Genomic DNA, 19,225 nt, shown 5'->3' on the forward strand with positions numbered 1-19,225 from the left:
CCTTTTCATACGTCAGCGCAGGCTGGCGTCACTATCCCCCTGAAAACTACACCGTGCTTCACGGCCAGGGCGGACCGGAGTAAAACATTTACATGTCTTTTGACTCTCTCGGCCTGAGTGCCGATATTTTGCGCGCGGTCGCCGAACAGGGCTACCGTGAACCTACACCTGTGCAGCGCCAGGCGATCCCCGTGGTGCTGGCCGGACGCGATCTGCTGGCGAGCGCCCAGACCGGTACCGGCAAAACGGCAGGTTTTACCCTGCCACTGTTACAGCGCCTTTCCACCAGCCCGGTTGCGGCGAAAGGGCGTCGCCCGGTACGTGCGCTGATCCTGACCCCGACGCGCGAGCTGGCGGCCCAGGTGGGCGAAAACGTACGTGACTACAGCAAATACCTGAACCTGCGTTCGCTGGTGGTATTTGGCGGCGTCAGCATTAACCCGCAGATGATGAAACTGCGCGGGGGCGTCGATATTCTGGTGGCGACCCCGGGCCGTCTGCTGGACCTGGTGCATCAGAACGCCGTTGACCTGTCGCAGGTTGAGATTCTGGTACTCGACGAAGCGGATCGTATGCTCGATATGGGCTTTATCCACGATATCCGTCGCGTGCTGGCGAAGCTGCCGCCGAAGCGTCAGAACCTGCTGTTCTCCGCCACCTTCTCTGATGAGATCAAAACCCTGGCGGAAAAACTGCTGCATAACCCGGAAAGCGTTGAAGTGGCGCGCCGTAACACCGCCTCTGAACAGGTGAGTCAGCATGTGCATCTGGTCGATAAGAAGCGCAAGCGCGAGCTGCTTTCTTATCTGATTGGGCGCGATAACTGGCAGCAGGTGCTGGTATTTACCCGTACCAAGCACGGTGCGAACCATCTGGCGGAACAGCTGGGCAAAGATGGCATCACCGCCGCGGCGATCCACGGCAATAAAAGTCAGGGGGCGCGTACCCGTGCGCTGGCAGACTTTAAATCCGGCGGCATTCGCGTGCTGGTAGCGACCGATATCGCGGCGCGCGGCCTCGATATTGAAGAGCTACCGCACGTGGTTAACTATGAGTTGCCGAACGTGCCGGAAGATTACGTACACCGTATCGGTCGTACCGGACGCGCGGCCGCCACCGGTGCGGCGCTCTCGCTGGTTTGCGTCGATGAACACAAGCTGCTGCGTGATATTGAACGTCTGCTGAAGCGGGAAATTCCGCGTATGGCGATTGCCGGTTATGAACCGGACCCCAGCATCAGGGCTGAGCCGATTCAGAATGGTCGTCAGCAGCCGTCACGCGGTCGCGGAGCAGGCAACGGCCAGGGTCGTCCGCAGGGCGATCGTCGTGCGGCGCCACGTCAGCATAGCGGCTATGCGGGCGATAACGCCCGTTCGCGTCGCCCGGCAGCGAAAAAGCAGGGAATCGCATAATATCATGCGGGTACTGCTCGCCCCCATGGAAGGGGTACTGGATTCGCTGCTGCGGGAGCTGCTTACCGAAGTTAATGATTACGATCTCTGTATTACCGAATTCCTGCGTGTCGTTGATCAGTTACTGCCAGTGAAGTCGTTTTACCGTCTTTGTCCGGAACTGCATCACGCCAGTTATACCCCCTCGGGTACCCGGGTGCGCGTCCAGCTGCTGGGGCAGTATCCGCAGTGGCTGGCCGAGAACGCGGCGCGAGCCGTTGAGCTCGGCTCCTGGGGCGTGGATCTGAACTGTGGCTGCCCGTCAAAGGTGGTTAACGGCAGCGGCGGCGGTGCCACGCTGCTGAAAGATCCTGAACTGATCTATCGCGGGGCAAAGGCGATGCGCGAGGCGGTGCCTGCCCATTTGCCGGTCACGGTGAAAATTCGCCTGGGCTGGGACTCGGGCGCACAGCGCTTTGAGATCGCCGATGCGGTACAGCAGGCCGGGGCCAGCGAGCTGGTGGTGCATGGGCGAACCAAAGAAGAGGGCTACCGCGCCGAATGTATTAACTGGCAGGCGATTGGTGAAATCCGCCAGCGGCTGTCGATCCCGGTAATCGCCAATGGTGAAATCTGGGACTGGCAGAGTGCGCAGGATTGTTTGCGCATTACCGGCTGCGAGGCGGTGATGATTGGTCGTGGCGCGTTAAACGTGCCCAACCTCAGCCGGGTGGTGAAATACAACGAGTCTGCAATGGCCTGGCCACAGGTGCTGCAGCTGCTGCAAAAATATACCCGCCTGGAAAAGCAGGGCGATACCGGCCTCTATCATGTGGCGCGCATTAAGCAGTGGCTTGGCTATCTGCGTAAAGCTTACGTCGAGGCGGATCCGCTGTTCAGCGTCATCCGCACGCTGAAAGTCTCTGCAGAGATTGCGGAGGTTATCGACAGTCATGCCAGGCGTCAGCAACCTGCATAAAAAAAGCCAGCGGCATGCCGCTGGCTTTTTTTTTATATCGTCTGCAACTGTCAGGATTGCGGATTTTCTGCCGCAACCGCAGGCTGCGGTTCACCGGCTGAAGTGACATCCTGCGGCACAACCGGCACGACATCACCTTCGGTAGCGGGCTGCGCTTCTGTCACGCTGGCGCCCTGAGGCGTAACCGGCGTCATCGGAGCTTCTTGCGGCTGCGCCGCTGGCGTCTCCGGTACCGGCTGCTCATTATCCGCCATGCCGTTCACCTTCACCGGCATACCGTTACGCGCCTGCAGCGCCTGGTTGAAGCGGTTCTGGTCAACGCTGACATCGGCCACGACCTTGCTGACAGCAGAGGTCAGCGTAATCGGCACCGGCTCACGAGAAGTAAACTGCTCTTCGGTGGTAGAGAGCGGGTTATGCACTTCTACATAGCGCGAACCGTCCGGCTCTACCGTCGCCTTCACCGGTTGATCGATAAACTGGACGCGGGTACCGACCGGCACATTCTCATACAGCCACTTAATGTCATCGGCACGCAGACGCACACAGCCGTGGCTGACGCGCAGGCCGATACCAAAATTAGCGTTCGTACCATGAATAGCGTACAGACGGCCAATATAGAGCGCATACAGACCCATCGGGTTATCCGGGCCAGCCGGGAATACTGCAGGCAGGCTCTCACCGCGTGCGGCATATTCCGCGTGCATCGCTTTGGTCGGGGTCCAGGTCGGGCCCGCTTTTTTGCGCTGGACGCTGGTAGTCCAGTTCACCGGGGTATCTTTACCCAGTTCACCGATACCAATGGGCAGTACAACAACCGTTTTGGTGCCTTTCGGGTAGTAGTAGAGGCGCATTTCTGCGCTGTTGATAACAATGCCTTCACGCGGGGCATCGGGCAGAATCAGCTGATGCGGCACAATCATTTTGCTGCCAGGCTGCGGCAGATAAACGTCAATGCCCGGATTGGCTTCCAGCATGTTGCTGAGCCCCATCTGATACTGCGCGGCAAAGGCTTCCAGCGGGAGTTTGCTCTCCTGAGGTATAGTAATTTCAATATTTTCGCCTACCAGACGGCTGTTAGCCGGCGGCAGGGGGTAGACCACAGCAAAGGCTGAATGGCTGAAAGCCGCCAGTGCCAGGGCCAGTGAAGCGAACGCGCGAATGCTTTTTTTCATGTTTTTACAGGTAGTTAATGCCTTTAATCAGGCTTGTTAGATTATCGAACCCATGCTGGTCAGCGTGACCTGCTGCACATTATATGTGCATTGAACTGTTGATGGGAATCAAGATTTTAGCGCCAGCTCAATCATTGAGCGAATCTCCGTGGTTAACCAGACCATTCTCTTTGCAATTTCAGGCAAATTGATCAGGGTTGCCATAAGGTTACCTCACCGCTCAGCTTACGATTGAGAAAAAATGCGGCACTGATCAGGGCGAGATGGGAGAGCGCCTGCGGCGTGTTACCCAGCGCGCAGCCGCGCTGATCGAACTCTTCCGCATACAGGCCGAGCGGATTGGCATAGCTCAGCAGCTTTTCAAATTCGAAGTGCGCCTCATGGATGCGCCCGGCGCGCGCCAGACACTCCACGTACCAGAACGAGCAGGCGACAAAAGCCCCCTCCGAGCCCTGCAGGCCGTCAGCGGGCGTCTCGTGGATATTATAGCGTCGTACCAGGCCATCGCTGACCAAATGGGTTTTGATGGCATCCAGCGTGGCGAGCCAGTCGGGATCGGTCGCGCTGACAAAACGCACCAGCGGCATCAGCAGCATTGAGGCATCCAGATACTCGCCATGACGTGTAGCGGTAAAATGGCCGCGCTCCGCGTTCCAGAAATTATTCCAGATATCTTCCCGGATCTCGCTGCGTGCCTGATCCCAGCGGGCATAGGGCATCGGCAGGGAGCGCTTCAGCGCGAGGCGCAGCGCCCGGTCAATCGCGACCCAGCACATCAGGCGTGAATGCAGAAAATGCTGAGGCTCGCCGCGCATCTCCCAGATACCGGCGTCCGGCTGATTCCAGTTATCGCAGACGTAATCCACCATATTCACCACGTAGCGCCAGCCGCGCTGGGAAATCGCTTCGCCATATTTGTTGGCAAGGTAGATGGCATCCATCAGTTCGCCATAAATATCCAGCTGGTTCTGCTGCCAGGCGTCGTTACCAATGCGTACCGGGGTGGAATCGGCATAGCCGGAGAGATGCAGCAGCTCGCTCTCATGCATTTCCGTGCTGCTGTCGAGTCGGTACATCACCTGCAGGCGCGCCTCCTGATGATGGCTGTTCTCCACGCAGCGGCTGACCCACTGGGTAAAATTTTTTGCCTCAGCGGTGTAACCCAGGCGCATCAGCGCATACATGCTGAACGAGGCATCGCGGATCCAGGAGGCGCGATAGTCCCAGTTGCGCACGCCGCCCGGCTCTTCCGGCAGACCAAAAGTGGCGGCGGCGGCAATGGATCCATGTTGCCATGAGGTGAGAAGCTTTAACGTCAGGGCGGAACGGCTCACCATCTCCTGCCAGCGGCCACGATAGTTACTTTTGCTGGTCCAGCTGCGCCAGTAGCTCAGGGTATGCTCAAAGCAGCGCCCGGTGGAAATATGATCGAGATGGCCATCATCCACGCTGCCGAAAATAAATTCCGCATGTTCACCCGTCTGCAGCATAAAGCTGGCAGTGGCGGCATTCTCCTCCAGCGTCATTACCACGGTGGACGCCAGGCGCAGCGATGGCTGGCCTTCGGCGTGAAACTCGATACAGCCATGGTTGGCCACGGCGTGGGTTGGCGCGCGGCCATAGTCGTGGCGCGGCGCACAACGCAGATCAAAACAGGCGCTGCCGCGCACCATTTTTACCCGACGGATAATGCGTGGCTGTTTATCGGCGGCATCGCACAACGGCATATAGTCGGTGATTTCCGCGACGCCCTCTGCGCCCAGCCAGCGGGTTTGCAGGATATTAGTGTCCGGAAGATAGAGTTGCTGATGACGCACATCTTTCCATTGCGGCGCCAGTGAAAACAGGCCCGCCTCATCGCTGTCCAGCAGGGCGGAAAATACCGAGGGACTGTCGAGGTTGGGCCAGCAAAAATAGTCGATAGTGCCGTCACTGGCGACCAGCGCGCAGGTGCGCAGATCACCGATAACGCCGTGATCTTCAATTCTGCGTTTCACCTGGCTCATAGGTTTCCCCCGGCAAGAATGTCTCTTAACTATAGACAAAGCGGCTGGCGAGCGCGCAGCTGAGCACGAACGGATAACAACTATACTCTTCTGACACTCATCACAGGAGGTAGCTATGACCGGGCAACAGCAGAAAGTAGCAGTGATCACGGCGTCTGATTCAGGCATTGGTAAAACCTGTGCGCTGATGCTGGCGGAGCAGGGATTCGATATCGGCGTTACCTGGCGTTCCGATTCAGAAGGTGCAGAATCCACGGCCGAAGAGGTACGTCGTCTGGGGCGTCGCGCCGAAACTATCCAGCTGGATCTCTCCGACCCGCAGGAAGGAGGAAAAGCGCTGCAAAGCTTAATCGAACGGCTGGGGCGTATTGACGTGCTGGTCAATAACGCAGGCACCAACGCCGAAGCCGAATTTCTCGACGTGACCTTTGATGACTGGCGTAAGGTCTTCAGTGTGGATGTGGATGGTGCGTTTATCTGCGGTCAGATCGCGGCGCGTAAGATGGTCGAACAGGGCAGCGGCGGACGCATTATTAATATCACCTCAGTGCATGAACATACGCCGTTGCCCGGTTCGGTGGCCTATACCGCCGCCAAACATGCGCTGGGCGGCCTCACCAAGTCGATGGCGCTCAGCCTGCTGCCACATAACATTCTGGTGAATGCGGTAGCGCCGGGGGCCATCGCCACGCCGATGAATAATATGAGCAATGAGGATGCGCATAAAATTAAAATTCCGGAGATTCCGGCTGGCCGACCGGGGGATACCCGGGAGATCGCCAGTATGGTGGCCTGGCTCTGTTCCGAATGGGCAACCTATACCACCGGACAGTCGTTTATTATTGACGGCGGTTTTATGCTGGCAAACCCGCAGTTCAAGGGGTATGACCAGCCGTAGCTGAGCAAAAAAGGGCGTCCTGGCACGCTTTTCAGCCCGCCCGTTTGTTATTCCAGCGCTGGATAACGAAGCGCAGCAGAAAGGCGAACAGCACCGCCGCGGCCAGCCAGAGCAGATGCTTGATGTGCTGGTCGATTTTGTGCAGCAGCGGGGCAATCATTTCACCGGCAAAATAGCCCAGGGTAACAAACAGCAGCGCCCAGATGGCGGCCCCGATCAGATTCAGCAGGAAAAACTTCAGCGGTTTCAGATGACTGGCGCCGATAATAATCGGGCCGATCAGGCGAAAGCCATACATAAAGCGCACCCCGATCACAAACAGACTGGGATGGCGCTGAATCAGGTGGTTGGCTTTGACCAGATGATCCTGCTGCTTTTTAAAGCGGCGCAGAATGCGCGTGCCGTAGCGTCGTCCCAGCCAGTACAGCAGCTGATCGCCGAGCGCGCCGCCTGCCATGGCGGCGATGACCACCCCGCCCCAGGGAAGCAGCCCCTCATGCGCTGCAATGCCTCCCAGCAGCGTAAAGGTTTCGCCCTCCAGAATGCAGCCAAACAGCAGCGCCAGATAGCCATATTGCGCGATTAATGCATTGATATCGATATGCAAAAGCGTTCTTCCTGTGACAGCCAGCCTCTACACAAGTCTATACCGCATCGGCAGAAGCGCGCGCGGCGCGTTTTTTTGCTGATTATTTGCTCACGTACTGACCAGCGCCGCTTATACTTGAAGTGACGTTGCCTGACGCCTGAGTCGGGCAGCCAGTGGTATCAGAGGAGTGATTTTATGAATCATGTCTGGGGACTTCTGGCGCATCCGAATCATGAAATGCGTCATATCAAGCAGGAAAACGAGAGCGTTTCCCACCATTACACGCATCATGTGTTATTGATGGCAGCGATTCCGGTCATCTGCGCTTTTATTGGCACCACGCAGCTGGGCTGGAACCTGGGCGCAGGACGCCTGATTCAGCTTAGTCTGAGTACCGGCGTTATTCTGGGCATTGTGTTTTATTTGCTGATGTTGGGTGGCGTTGCCGTGATGGGACGCGTTATCCACTGGATGGCGCGCGATTATCCGCAACGCCCTTCGGTTCAGCGCTGTACCGTGTTTGCGGGTTATGTGGCGACGCCCCTGTTCCTGAGCGGCCTGGTGGCGCTCTATCCGCTGGTCTGGCTCTGTGTGCTGGTTGGCGCCCTGGCGCTGATCTACACCGGCTACCTGCTCTACATCGGTATTCCGGTGTTCCTCAATATCGAACAGGATGAGAGTCTGCGTATTTCCGGTTCAACCCTGGCGATTGGGGTACTGGTACTGGAAGTGCTGCTGGCGCTGACGGTAGTGATCTGGGGCTACGGGCCACGGCTGTTTTAATCCGCTGAAGGCTGTGTTCTGGCAGAGGATACAGCCTTTTAACGTACCGCAACACTCTCCCTCAGGACATATTTTCGTGAACCGCGTATGATGCTGCGGCCAGCCCGCGCATCGTCTGAATGCGGGCAGCCTGTGTCTGACACAGCGCCAAATTTTAACCGGTACACGTTTCCGATGCCTGTAAACATTCGCTATTCCCTGCTTTCGCTGGCGCTCCTCTTTAACGGCGCGGCGCTCTCTACACCGGCACTGGCCGCGCCTGCGCTCTCTGCCATGGTGCCGCTTGCGCAGCCGCAGATCGCCTCCGGCAGTGCGATGATTGTCGATCTCACGACGAATAAAGTGCTCTTTTCCAGCCATCCCAATCGCGTGCGCCCCATCGCTTCGATCACCAAGCTGATGACGGCCATGGTGGTGCTGGATGCGAAGTTGCCGCTGGACGAACAGCTCGCTGTAGATATCAGCCAGACGGCGGAAATGCGCGGCGTCTATTCCCGCGTCAGGCTGAACAGCACCATCAGCCGACGCAATATGCTGCTGCTGGCGCTGATGTCATCGGAAAACCGTGCGGCGGCAAGCCTGGCGCACCACTATCCCGGCGGCTATAACGCGTTTATTCATGCCATGAATGCGAAAGCACGCGCGCTCGGCATGACCCATACGCGTTATGTCGAGCCCACCGGCTTATCGACGCGTAATGTCTCCACGGCAGAGGATCTGATCAAACTGTTAAAAGCGACGCGCCAGTATCCACTGCTGGGTGAGCTCAGTACGCAAAAAGAGCAGACGGCGCAGTTCAGTCATCCCGCTTACGCGCTGCCATTCCGCAACACCAACCATCTGGTGTATAACGCTGGCTGGCGCATTCAGCTGACCAAAACCGGTTATACCGATGAAGCGGGGCACTGTCTGGTGATGCGTACCCTGATGAATAACCGCCCGGTGGCGCTGGTGGTGCTGGATGCCTTCGGCAAATATACCCACTTTGCCGATGCGAAACGGCTGCGCGACTGGCTGGAAACCGGTAAAGCCGCCCCCGTCCCGCCAGCCGCGCTGGCCTATAAAAAACAGAAGGCGGGGCAAACTGCCAGTAACGGATCCGGTCAGGCACAGGTCGAGTAATTACCGGCGGCTGCCTGGCGTTACGGGCAGCCGTTATCGTCAACCGATCGGCTAAGAATCTCTTGCCACAGGGCGCTTTCCGGCTGATGTTCATCACGCTGACCATAAATTTGCAAAATCAGGCTGCCATCAGCAGCATAGGCTTCGACAGAATGGACATAACCCGCGTCGCAGGGCTTTTTAACCCGCCAGCATGAATGAATGCTGTTCTGCACCACATGCAGCCTGAAGCGCGCATTAAGAATGTTTAACCAGTTGTTTTTCGCCACGATCTTATCTGGCACGCCGGTAAATATCTGTATGCACCCCTGGTTGGCGATAAATATCACGATCTCGCTTTTCAGGGTCTGACTGTTTTCAAAGATGCGCTGCACGGTGTCGGTGGCGACCTGATGGGCTAGATCACTCTTCACGCTTTTTAACAGGGCCAGACGATCCAGTTGGTATTGATGCATTAACAGATAAAAGTCATGCACATCCTGCATATTCCGCCACGCCTGATCAATCGCCGCATTATACTGACTGGTCTTCGGCGGACATAAGGACGGGGGAGTGGAGAATTCAATATCATTATCATGTGAACGATATTTTTCGGCGATGGATCTTAGTTGATCAAGGTGAGTAGCTGGCGTGGTGTATATTTTATGTAACGCATTTCCCTCCCTGTTGAAAATCTGGAAAGCGTCACCGCGATCTTTATCCTGAATATAAAAAACATGGGCCCAGTGACGAAAAAATATTCTTAAATCCAGCGCGCCGGGATTTAAAATTAAACCAGCCTGGGCGCTGATATCCATGCGCTTATAGCCGTTAAGATACTGATTGTTGTACGCGCCGGTCAGCACGCTGATGGCATAAGGATTGCGGGTGACGGCAGTGACTTCCCCCAGCGTTTCCAGTTCACCAATAAAAGTTTTAATATCTTTAATGCGCAGCAGAAAGGCATCATGCGTCAGGCGGGATTTCACTAATTCGCCTTCAGAGACGCCCAGTTCACAGGCGATATCATAACTGTAGACGCCAGCGCTGCGACGTTGTAAATAAGAATATAAATCGGCATGCATAATTTCACCTTAAAATTAGAGAGTAATACGGAATGGCAAAGGATAATTATCATTGATCAGGGGGGCGGCGCTTTTTTTGATGGAAATCAAATTTGCGGGGAATTAATTTTTATTCAGCGCTTTGTTTAGTAAATGGATAATTTGCCGCTTTTATTGGGTGGAGGCGTCATTGTGCCAGGTGATAATTAAATAGATGTAATATTTATATTCATTCATATTGTAATATTAAAAATAATAAGGTTATTAATCGTTAAACTTTCATGGTAAATTAGCCGCGAGTCTGTTAAGGACGGGGTTTACGTGACCTGTTGCACTGGAAATATTCATGAATGAATAAGATTAAAACTTTTTTCACGCTTTTTATGCTGCTGATCGTACTGTTACCCGCGCTGAGCCGGGCTGCCGATGAGCCGGCGCCCGCGACAGCGGATGAAGCCAGCGTTCCGCAGGTAAATGCTTCGGCAGAACTGCCAAAAATGCAGAAAATCCTCGATAAAATCAAAGGTCAGGTATCGGGGGAAAACAATGAAAACCAGCTGAACCAGCTGAACAACCTGGCGCAGGAACTCTCTGCCAGTGCCGACACCCTCGGGCAGGCGCTGATTCCGCAGCGTCAGCAGCTCGATGCGCAGCTGGCGGTGCTGGGCCCGGCACCGACGGCGGAAAGCGGGGTCAAAGAGACGCCGGAGGTGACGCGCAAACGTCATACGCTGGAAAGCCAGAAAAATAAGCTGGACGACCAAATCACGCAGGCGGATGCCATCAAAAATAATGCGCTGGTGCTCTCTTCGCAGATCGTTAACCTGCGGCGCGATCAGCTGAAAAACCAACTGGCGCTGAATACCGGCACCATTTTTGGCCCACGCTTCTGGGCGCCGCTCTACAGCGTGCAGGATAATGACCGGGAAAAAATCGGCAGTTTCCGCGATGAGCTGCTGGCGACCGCGCAACTCGCCTGGGAGGCGGGCTGGCGTATCGGTACGGTAGGCTGGATGGTCGCCGCGCTGTTGGTGATGACGCTGGGACGCTACTACAGCGAAGAGTTTCTTGCCTGGGTCAGCATTCGCAAACTACCGGAAGGGCGCTTGCGTCGCAGCTTTCTGGCAGCGGCCATCGCACTTACCACCCTGGCGGCAGTGGTGCTGGCGTTTAACTTCGTGGCGCTCGCCTTGACCCGCCGCGAGGCCGTCTCCGGCGATGTGCAGGATTTTGTCGACCGTCTGGTGGATCTCAGCGTATTTTGCGGGCTGATTGCCGGACTGGGACGCGCGTTTCTTTCCACGCAGCGCCCCAGCTGGCGTCTGCCGGTGATCGCTGATCCAGTGGCGCAGGCGTTAAAACCCTTCCCGCCAATTACCGCCGCGCTGGTATTTATTTTCCAGACGCTGGAAGCCTTTAACACCACCGTGGGCACCAGCCTGAATACCACGATTTTTGCTAACGGCCTGACGGCGCTGCTGATTGGCAGCACCGCGCTGGCCATCAGTATGCGCACCAACCGCGTACGGCGACGCATGACGCAGCAGGGTAACCCGCCTGAGGCACGCTCGACGCTGGTAGGGCTGATTCAGATGGCGCTGACGCTGACCGCCATCGCTATTCTGATTTCTCTTATGATTGGTTATGTGGCACTGGCCCGCTTCCTCAGTTATGAAGTGATCTGGTGCGGCATTCTGTTTGGCTCATACTATTTCCTCAGCCATCTGGTGGCTGACCTGTGCGAAAGCTTCTTTTCCACCAGTAACAGCACCGGCAAGCGCATCCAGAGTTCGCTGAATATTGATGCGCGTCATCTGCAGCAGGCCGCCACGCTGCTGACGGCCATCGGCAAAACGCTGCTGATCCTGTTTTTGTCCATTGCGCTGTTGAACGGCACTTTCGCGTCGGCATCGCCCATTGAACTGGTGCAAAAGGCGATTGAGTTCTGGGGAGGCAAAGGTCTCGAAACCCTGAATATCGTGCCGGCACATCTGGTCAGCGCGCTGGTGACGCTGATTGCCGGTATCTACGTGCTGCGCTCGGTGCGTCGCTGGCTGGACAAGGAGTTTCTGCCGAAAACCACTATGGATGTCGGCATGCGCGTGTCGCTGGTGACGCTGTTCAGTAACATCGGTTACGTGCTGATTATCCTGCTGACGCTGTCAATTATCGGCCTGCAGTGGAATAAGCTGGCCTGGATTGTCAGCGCCCTGTCGGTGGGCATCGGTTTCGGCCTGCAGGAGATTGTGAAGAACTTTATCTCCGGTCTGATTCTGCTGACCGAACGTCCGGTGAAAGTGGGCGACCTGGTGAGCATCAGCGGCATAGAAGGGGATATTCGCCGCATTAACGTGCGCGCCACGGAAATCCAGCTGGGCGACAAATCCACGGTCATCGTGCCCAACTCGCAGCTGATTTCTCAGAACGTACGTAACGCGACCATGGGTAACGCGCAGGGGGTGGCTACCATTCTGCTGACCTTCCCGCTGAATATCGATCCGGAACGGGTACGTGATATTTTGCTGCAGGTCTACAACGAAAATGAGCGCATTCTGGAGCAGCCTGCGCCCTCGGTGACCTTTAAAGATCTTACGCCGCAGGGCATTGTACTGAGCGTGACCGGCAACGTGCCCAGCCAGCGTCTGGTGGGCAGCGTGAAAAGCGATCTGCTGTTCAATATCCTGACGCGTCTGCGTCAGGAGGGCATTGTGCTCTCCACGCCGCAGACGATGATTATTGAACGACGCCAGCAGGACGCCAGTCGCAGCAGCGAACCGCAAGCATAACGTATTAAAGGCCGACAATATTCGGCCTTTTTTTCGTCCGGGGTTAGCCCGCTTTTACGCCCCAGCCTTTCTGTTTGCTGGTTTTCCCGATGCCCGGGTTAAAGCTGTTGGTGGGATCGAGCTGATGGTAAAACGCCTGCAGCTGTGGTTTGGCCGGGTAGAGATGCCCCACATTATGCTCAGCCGGATATTCGGCGCCGCGAGTATTGAGGATCGCCAGCATCTTCTCCTTCAGCGCATGAACATCCACTCCTTTCTTCACGATGTAATCCTGGTGGAAAACGTGACAGAAGAAGTGACCATAATAGAGGCGATGGATCAGGTCGTTATCGAATTCCGACGGCAGAGTTTCAAACCAGTCGCGATCGTTGCGCCGTAAAGCGATATCCAGCGCCAGAATATCCTCCACCTCATCAGCGTGTACTGCATGATAACGTACCGCTGCGCCTGCTGCGGCAAAGCGATGCAGGAAGGCGTGCGCCCCTTCTTTCGCCGTACACTCAAAAAAGTCGCCGCCGCCTTCGCGGAAATACTCTTTCAGGTAGTGACGCGCTTCACCGACCCCGTCACCTGACATTTTTAACAGCAGATGGTGTTCATATTTATCCCGATACTGCTTCATGCGTTTCGGCAGGTGAGCCGGGAAAAACTGGCTCAGACGCTGCAGCATGCGATCGCTGAAGTGCGGTTTGATAAAGGGCACTTTTTCCAGCCAGGCATCGGCGCGGCCTTTCAGGGTGAAAAAGCGCGGCATTTTATCGGTGCCCAGCTTGTCGATCATCAGAAAGGTATCTTTGCCATACACTTCCGCCACGTCGAAGATATCGCGATGCATATACTCGCCTGCCACCGGCAAGCTGGCGAAGTGGGCGAGAATATGGCGACGAATATCGCTCAGGACGTTGGGATCGTTGGTGCCGATATAGAACACCTGTTGCTGCGGCTCGGCCGGAAAGGTATCGAGACGCACGGCAAACACCGCCAGCTTGCCGGCACAGCCGGACGCTTCAAACAGACGACGCGCATCGGCATTGAAGCGCGCCGGGGTATCCGCCTCGATATCGCGCACCCGGGTGGCGTAATCGTGGTCGGAGGCGTGGCGCTGGTCATACTGCACATCGCTCTGTTGCCAGCGGTCGTCATCAAGACGCCCGAGGATCTCTTCCGGCGTACTGCCAAGCTGGATGCCGAGATGGTTCACCAGCTTCAGTTTGCCCTGTTCATCAATCTGAGCAAACAGCGCCATTTCACTGTAGGCAGGGCCGCGTTTGATCAGCGAACCGCCGGAGTTATTACAGATGCCGCCCAGCACGGATGCGCCAATACAGGAGGAACCGATCACCGAATGCGGCTCACGGCCCAGCGGCTTAAGTTCGCGCTCCAGCTGATAGAGGGTACTGCCAGGAAACGCCAGCACCTGTTTGCCATCATCAATCAGCTGCAGTTTATCGAGGCGCAGCGTACTGATAATCACTATATCGCGATCATAGTCATTACCGTGCGGGGTAGAGCCTTCCGTCAGACCGGTATTGGCGGCCTGCATCAGGATAATGGTATCGGCGGAGACCAGCGCCTGTAGCACACGCCACAGTTCCAGCAGCGAGCCGGGAAACACCACGGCCAGCGCATCGCCTTCGCCAGAGCGAAAGCCTTTACGGTAGCGCGCGGTTTGCGCGGGTTCCGTCAGCAAATGAGAGGAGCCAACGAGGCGGCGTAGTTCCGCCAGCAGGTCAGCGCGAGAGGACGAATCGGTCATATGCCTTTCCCTTGTCTTTTGGTTGCCTCCCTACTGTATCACGAGACAGGAAAATGGCGGTGGCGCAAAACTACCTGCTATTCTCATCTTGTGGCACACTGACGCCTGTCCTGCTACAACCATAATCTGTTACAGCGCAGTCACTTAAGAGAACCCAAACTGATGAAATGGATTTACTCTGTTAGCCTGGCCGCTTCCCTGGTCATTCAGCCCGCCCTCGCCGACGATCTTTTTGGCCCTCATCCGATAAATGAACAGGCGCGCGACGCCTTTGTCAGCGATTTGCTGACCAAAATGACGCTGGATGAAAAAATAGGTCAGCTGCGCCTGATCAGCGTCGGGCCGGACAACCCGAAATCAGCGATTCGCGACATGATTCAGAAAGGGCAGGTCGGAGCGATTTTTAATACCGTCACGCGTTCCGATATTCGTGCCATGCAGGATCAGGTGATGCAGCTCAGCCGCCTGAAAATTCCGCTCTTTTTCGCCTATGACGTGGTGCATGGTCAGCGGACTATTTTCCCCATTCCGCTGGGGCTCGCCGCCAGCTGGGATCTTGATGCCGTCAGCACCGTCGGGCGCATTTCCGCCTGTGAAGCGGCGGATGATGGCCTGAATATGACCTGGGCGCCGATGGTGGACGTCAGCCGTGAACCGCGCTGGGGCCGTGGCTCTGAAGGTTTCGGCGAGGATACCTTCCTCACCGGGCAGATGGGCAGCGCGATGGTAAAAGCGATGCAGGGCAACAGTCCCGCCGATCGTTACTCCCTGATGACCAGCGTGAAGCATTTCGCGCTGTACGGCGCGGTTGAAGGCGGACGCGATTACAACACGGCGGACATGAGCCCGCAGCGTATGTTTCAGGACTATCTGCCGCCCTATAAAGCCTCGCTTGATGCAGGCAGCGGCGGGGTGATGGTAGCGCTCAACGCTATCAACGGCGTACCGGCGACCGCAGACAGCTGGCTGCTGAAAGATCTGCTGCGCGACGAGTGGAAATTCAAAGGCATCACCATCAGCGATCACGGTGCTATAAAAGAGCTGCTGAAGCATGGCGTGGCGAGCGATCCGCAAGATGCCGTGCGTATTGCGCTGAAGTCGGGCGTCGATATGAGCATGAGCGACGAATATTACAGCCAGTACCTGCCTGGGCTGGTGAAAAGCGGCGCGGTGAGCATGGCGGAGATTGACGATGCCGCCCGTCACGTGCTGAACGTAAAATATGATATGGGACTGTTTAACGATCCCTACAGCCATCTGGGACCGAAAGAGAGCGATCCGCAGGATAATAACGCGGAAAGTCGTCTGCATCGTGCCGAAGCGCGCGACGTGGCGCGTAAAAGCATCGTACTGCTGAAAAACCGGCTGGAAACGCTGCCGCTGCAGAAAAGCGGCACCATCGCGCTGGTGGGGCCACTGGCAGACAGCCAGCGTGACATCATGGGCAGCTGGTCGGCGGCAGGGGTAGCGAAGCAATCCGTCACGCTGTTGCAGGGGATGCGCAACGCCACTGCGGGCAAAGCCACGCTGCTGTATGCCAAAGGGGCGAACATCTCTGATCATCCCGGTATTCAGAACTTTCTGAATCTGTATGAGAAAGCGGTCAGCGTCGATACGCGTACGCCGCAACAGCTGATTGATGAAGCGGTAGAGAAAGCGCGCCAGGCGGATGTTGTGGTGGCTGCAGTAGGCGAGGCGCAGGGCATGGCGCATGAGGCATCCAGCCGCAGCGAGCTGAACATTCCGGCCAGCCAGAAAAAACTGCTGCAGGCGCTGAAAGCCACCGGCAAACCGCTGGTGATCGTTCTGATGAATGGCCGTCCGCTGACGCTGGTACAGGAAGATCAGATGGCTGATGCGCTGCTGGAAACCTGGTTCAGCGGCACCGAAGGCGGCAATGCGATTGCCGATGTGCTGTTTGGCGACTATAACCCGTCCGGCAAGCTGCCGGTGACCTTCCCGCGTAACGTGGGACAGATCCCGCTCTACTACAACCATCTGCCTACCGGACGGCCTTATAACCCGACGAAGCCGAACAAATATACCTCGCACTACTATGATACCGCCAACGGCCCGCTCTATCCCTTTGGTTACGGTCTGAGCTACACCACCTTTAAGGTGTCGCCGGTCAAGCTGTCAGCCAGAACCATGGCGCGTCACGGCACTCTGGAGGCGAGCGTTACGGTGACCAACAATGGCGCGCGTGACGGGGCAACGGTGGTGCAGATGTACCTGAACGATCCGGTTGCCAGCATCAGCCGCCCGGTGCGTGAGCTGCGTGGCTTCAAGCGTATTATGCTGAAAGCGGGAGAGTCACAGACCGTTACCTTTAAGATCGATGAGGACGCGCTGAAATTCTGGAATCAGAAGATGCAGCACGTGGCGGAGCCCGGGAAATTTAATATCATGATCGGGCTGGATTCAGTACGCACGCAGGATGCACAATTCGATTATCTTTGAGTGGATAACGGGCCGCGTCAGCGGCCCTCTATTATGAATATTCTTCGTCAACGCATTGAGCAGCAGGTCTTTCGTCTGAATGGCCTGTCGCTGAACGAATTTGATATCTCCCAACCCGTGGGCGATCCGGGGCTGTTTGGCCCGGACAGCGTGATCTGGCGTGTACACGGCGACTTTACCTCGATGATGTGCGGCGGCATCAGTGCGCTGTTATTGCAGATGCTGCATCCCTCGGCTCTGGCGGGGGTCTGGGATCACTCTAACTTTCGCCAGGATATGCTGGGACGTTTGCGGCGCACCAGCCAGTTTATTGCCGTCACCACTTTTGGTAACCGTGCCGATGCGCAGACATTGATTGAGCGTGTCAAACGCATCCATTTGCAGGTTACCGGTGTGGACGCTTATGGTCAGCCCTACGCCGCCAGCGATCCGCACCTGCTGACCTGGGTGCATGTGGCCGAGACCAGCCGCTTTCTCGCCGCGCATCTGCGCTATAAAAATCCCCGGCTCAGCGTCGCCGAACAGGATCGTTACTACACGGAAGCGGCGCTGATTGCCGAAGCGCTGGGCGCGCAAAACGTGCCGAAAAGCGGTGCGGCAGTGGCGGACTATTTTCGTCAGATACGTGGCGAGCTGAAAGTCGACAATCGCACGCGCGAGGTAACGCGTCTGTTGATGCATGCCCCGGCACCCAGCTGGCAGGCGAAACCGGTAATGAAAGTGATGCTGAAAGCGGGCATGATGCTGCTGCCGGACTGGGCGCAACAGCAGAGCGGCTACCGCTTCAGCGCCCTGGAACGGATGGCGGTGGATCGGCAAATTCAGCTGATTGCCGCCGCCCTGCGCTGGTCCATTCAGCGCGGCGCTTATCATCGGGCGATGAAACGGGTAGGACGCCTGCACTAACTCCCTTTTCATGAAACCCGGCGCGGCCTTGCTCAGCGCTTTCCGCCGCGCCTGATCTGCCTGATCCCTACCCGACGGTTCCCCGCCCACACTTTGGGAATTTTACCCTTGCTTCACATGGCACGAGTGCCGATTCTGCTCTATTCTCGGGGAAAAAGGATTCCTCTACGCGTTTGTCGAGGTACTATGTCACATCAACATCTGATCGCCGAAGCCACCAATCAGCAACGTACCCTCACGGCCATCGTCGAGCAGGATGAACGTACCGCCTATTTTTATATCTGGCCGAACGATCTGTTTCGCAGCCGGTATGCGGTGCGCGGTTGTTGGTTACGCAATTTACTGCCTGCCCCAGCGCAGGAAGATCGCGCCGCAATGGAGCAGGGCATTGCGCCGCTGCTGAGCGCGGAATATTGCCGCACCCTGGAAGCGGAACCCCCGCTCGATCCCGCTGGTTTACAGGTTATCTGGGAACCTGGCGATGAGGGCGCCGCTCTCTGGTATAACGGCCAGCTGCTGGCAGTGATTCCGGGCTGGAGTCTTTATCAGGATAAACAGGTTAGCTTCTCCGCGGGCTGTATCCGCAAAAACCGCCTGACCGCGCCGCTGGGCTCCGCGTCGACCAATCTCTATTACGCCCTGGCCGAACAGCATCGTCATTTCTGGCGTGACTGGCACGACGGTCATCTGTGGGAACTGGTCCAGCATGAACTGCTGCAGACCTATCAGACGCAGTTTGGCGAGTCGATAAAATATTACGCCATCGACCAGGGCAACTGGCCGCCGATGGCGATCTCGCAGCACTGGTATCACGGCGTCTGGTATTTTCTGACGCTGGGCATGAGTATTCGTCCGATGCCGCAGGTGGATTTTCTCTATCAGGAGCTGGCACCACAATATCGCCGCGTCGAACTGGCGCTGGCGGTGGATGGCAATGTGATGACCGAAGCCAATGCGGTTCAGATGGCCAGCGCGTTGGCGGAGTTCGCCCATATTCCCTGGTCCCGTCTGACCTGGGTAGGCGAAGGTCATATCCTTGCTTCAGAAGTGGCGCCGGTCGGGTTTGAAGGTTTTCTGCTGGCCAACGGGCTGGCCGCGGAGAGCGCTCGCTTCAGGCTGCCGAAACGTGACGGCGATCGTGTCACTCTGCTCTGGGCCACACCGGTCACTGAAGCGGAACGTCAGTTCGCACAGCGCAGCGACAACGGTGGTCAGCAGCTGCTCAGCCTGCTGCTGGCGGACGGTAATAATCATATCTTTCGTCCGCGTCAGCAGGTGGTTGACGCGGAAGCCTGACAGCTGTTTTTGCCGCCGGTGGCACAGGGCGTGCA

Annotated in this window: 14 protein-coding genes; 9 read left to right on the forward strand and 5 right to left on the reverse strand. The window is 56.8% G+C overall.

Annotated elements, in window-relative coordinates:
* Positions 1–92: 92 nt before the first annotated feature.
* Positions 93–1,412: an ATP-dependent RNA helicase RhlE gene (gene rhlE, locus E0E17_RS13100; RefSeq protein WP_130834480.1), complete on the forward strand. Its 1,320-nt coding sequence runs from the start codon at positions 93–95 to the stop codon at positions 1,410–1,412.
* A gap of 4 nt (positions 1,413–1,416) precedes the next feature.
* On the forward strand, positions 1,417–2,370 hold the full coding sequence (dusC, locus tag E0E17_RS13105; RefSeq protein ID WP_130834481.1) for a tRNA dihydrouridine(16) synthase DusC: 954 nt from the start codon (positions 1,417–1,419) through the stop codon (positions 2,368–2,370).
* 50 nt (positions 2,371–2,420) lie between these two features.
* On the opposite strand, the gene E0E17_RS13110 is transcribed toward dusC, so the two are convergent.
* Both E0E17_RS13110 and E0E17_RS13115 read right to left on the reverse strand, forming a co-directional pair.
* The gene (locus E0E17_RS13110) at positions 2,421–3,545 is read right to left on the reverse strand and encodes a L,D-transpeptidase family protein (protein ID WP_130834482.1); all 1,125 of its coding nucleotides are present in this window, start codon (positions 3,543–3,545) and stop codon (positions 2,421–2,423) included.
* A gap of 191 nt (positions 3,546–3,736) precedes the next feature.
* Complete coding sequence (locus tag E0E17_RS13115) at positions 3,737–5,551, reverse strand: glycoside hydrolase family 15 protein (RefSeq protein ID WP_130834483.1); 1,815 nt, start codon at positions 5,549–5,551, stop codon at positions 3,737–3,739.
* Positions 5,552–5,666: 115 nt separating this feature from the next.
* Between E0E17_RS13115 and E0E17_RS13120 the strand changes: the two genes are divergently transcribed.
* Complete coding sequence (locus E0E17_RS13120) at positions 5,667–6,449, forward strand: SDR family oxidoreductase (protein WP_130834484.1); 783 nt, start codon at positions 5,667–5,669, stop codon at positions 6,447–6,449.
* A gap of 31 nt (positions 6,450–6,480) precedes the next feature.
* Here the strand turns inward: E0E17_RS13120 and E0E17_RS13125 are convergent, their stop codons facing one another.
* A complete protein-coding gene (locus E0E17_RS13125) occupies positions 6,481–7,056 on the reverse strand; it encodes a DedA family protein (RefSeq protein WP_130834485.1) in 576 nt (191 codons plus the stop codon).
* Between the two features lie 177 nt (positions 7,057–7,233).
* On the opposite strand from E0E17_RS13125, the gene E0E17_RS13130 reads away from it, so the two are divergent.
* Together E0E17_RS13130 and pbpG are read left to right on the forward strand one after the other, a co-directional pair.
* On the forward strand, positions 7,234–7,821 hold the full coding sequence (locus E0E17_RS13130) for a Yip1 family protein (RefSeq protein ID WP_130834486.1): 588 nt from the start codon (positions 7,234–7,236) through the stop codon (positions 7,819–7,821).
* 174 nt (positions 7,822–7,995) lie between these two features.
* Positions 7,996–8,943: a D-alanyl-D-alanine endopeptidase gene (gene pbpG / locus E0E17_RS13135; RefSeq protein ID WP_130834487.1), complete on the forward strand. Its 948-nt coding sequence runs from the start codon at positions 7,996–7,998 to the stop codon at positions 8,941–8,943.
* Positions 8,944–8,963: 20 nt separating this feature from the next.
* Here pbpG and E0E17_RS13140 read toward each other — a convergent pair whose 3' ends face one another.
* Positions 8,964–10,007 (reverse strand): ChuX/HutX family heme-like substrate-binding protein, encoded by a 1,044-nt coding sequence (locus tag E0E17_RS13140; RefSeq protein WP_130834488.1) that lies wholly within the window; start codon positions 10,005–10,007, stop codon positions 8,964–8,966.
* Between the two features lie 329 nt (positions 10,008–10,336).
* Between E0E17_RS13140 and E0E17_RS13145 the strand changes: the two genes are divergently transcribed.
* Positions 10,337–12,772 (forward strand): DUF3772 domain-containing protein, encoded by a 2,436-nt coding sequence (locus E0E17_RS13145; RefSeq protein ID WP_130834489.1) that lies wholly within the window; start codon positions 10,337–10,339, stop codon positions 12,770–12,772.
* Between the two features lie 43 nt (positions 12,773–12,815).
* Here E0E17_RS13145 and dld read toward each other — a convergent pair whose 3' ends face one another.
* On the reverse strand, positions 12,816–14,528 hold the full coding sequence (dld, locus tag E0E17_RS13150) for a D-lactate dehydrogenase (RefSeq protein ID WP_130834490.1): 1,713 nt from the start codon (positions 14,526–14,528) through the stop codon (positions 12,816–12,818).
* 162 nt (positions 14,529–14,690) lie between these two features.
* Here dld and bglX point away from each other — a divergent pair, with 162 nt between their 5' ends.
* The 3 genes from bglX to E0E17_RS13165 all read left to right on the forward strand — a co-directional run bounded on the left by bglX (position 14,691) and on the right by E0E17_RS13165 (position 19,190).
* A complete protein-coding gene (bglX, locus tag E0E17_RS13155; protein ID WP_130834491.1) occupies positions 14,691–16,988 on the forward strand; it encodes a beta-glucosidase BglX in 2,298 nt (765 codons plus the stop codon).
* A gap of 33 nt (positions 16,989–17,021) precedes the next feature.
* Complete coding sequence (locus E0E17_RS13160; protein ID WP_130834492.1) at positions 17,022–17,894, forward strand: oxygenase MpaB family protein; 873 nt, start codon at positions 17,022–17,024, stop codon at positions 17,892–17,894.
* Positions 17,895–18,080: 186 nt separating this feature from the next.
* Complete coding sequence (locus E0E17_RS13165; protein ID WP_130834493.1) at positions 18,081–19,190, forward strand: suppressor of fused domain protein; 1,110 nt, start codon at positions 18,081–18,083, stop codon at positions 19,188–19,190.
* Positions 19,191–19,225 lie beyond the last annotated feature (35 nt).

Source organism: [Erwinia] mediterraneensis (assembly GCF_900604315.1).
In the GTDB taxonomy this organism is placed as follows: domain Bacteria; phylum Pseudomonadota; class Gammaproteobacteria; order Enterobacterales; family Enterobacteriaceae; genus Pantoea; species Pantoea mediterraneensis_A.